Below are 494 nucleotides of genomic sequence, written 5' to 3'. Positions count from 1 at the left end.
TCGTCGCCTCTGACAAATCCAATCATGGGTAAATACTCCTGAGTAATGGGTGAATGGCCGTGGTGATAACGGGCGGTTGCCCTCCCACGGCGGTTGAATTTAGCGGTATCGCATGGCGGCGAGGGCTTCAATAAACCCCCGCAGGCGCGACACTTCCCGTTGGGCGTATTCGCGCTCTAAATCGTTGCTGACGGCCATCACGGTCAGGATCAGGACCAGGATGGATGCGGTCAGGTTGCGGGTGTATCTGCTGTTGTTGTCGTGCTTACTCATGGCTGTTGCGGGTTGATATCCGACGGGGCGGGCGCGTCCGTTCACCGGCGTCCGTCGCCTCTGTCGGGGTGGGCAAAGTCTACGGTGAGGGAGAGGGGGGGGATTCTCAGATCGCCGGTTCCCAGCCAGAATCCGAGGCAGAAGAGGGCGATCGCGATCGCGGTGAGGGAGATCTTGAAATCCCTCCAACCGGCATCCCTCACCCCAGGGCGAAAAAACTC

Annotated in this window: 2 protein-coding genes; both read right to left on the bottom strand. The window is 59.7% G+C overall.

Features of this window, described 5'->3' with window-relative positions:
* Positions 1-99: 99 nt before the first annotated feature.
* Positions 100-273 (bottom strand): hypothetical protein, encoded by a 174-nt coding sequence (locus tag LKE08_RS07510; RefSeq protein ID WP_324703592.1) that lies wholly within the window; start codon positions 271-273, stop codon positions 100-102.
* A gap of 41 nt (positions 274-314) precedes the next feature.
* Positions 315-494: hypothetical protein (locus LKE08_RS07505; RefSeq protein ID WP_324703591.1), on the bottom strand; the 180-nt coding region annotated here is incomplete at its 5' end.

Origin of the sequence: Lyngbya sp. CCY1209 (genome assembly GCF_035615495.1) — a bacterium.
Lineage (GTDB): Bacteria > Cyanobacteriota > Cyanobacteriia > Cyanobacteriales > Microcoleaceae > Limnospira.
Note: the sequence above shows the minus strand (reverse complement) of the source record. Positions and strands in the feature narration are given on the sequence as shown.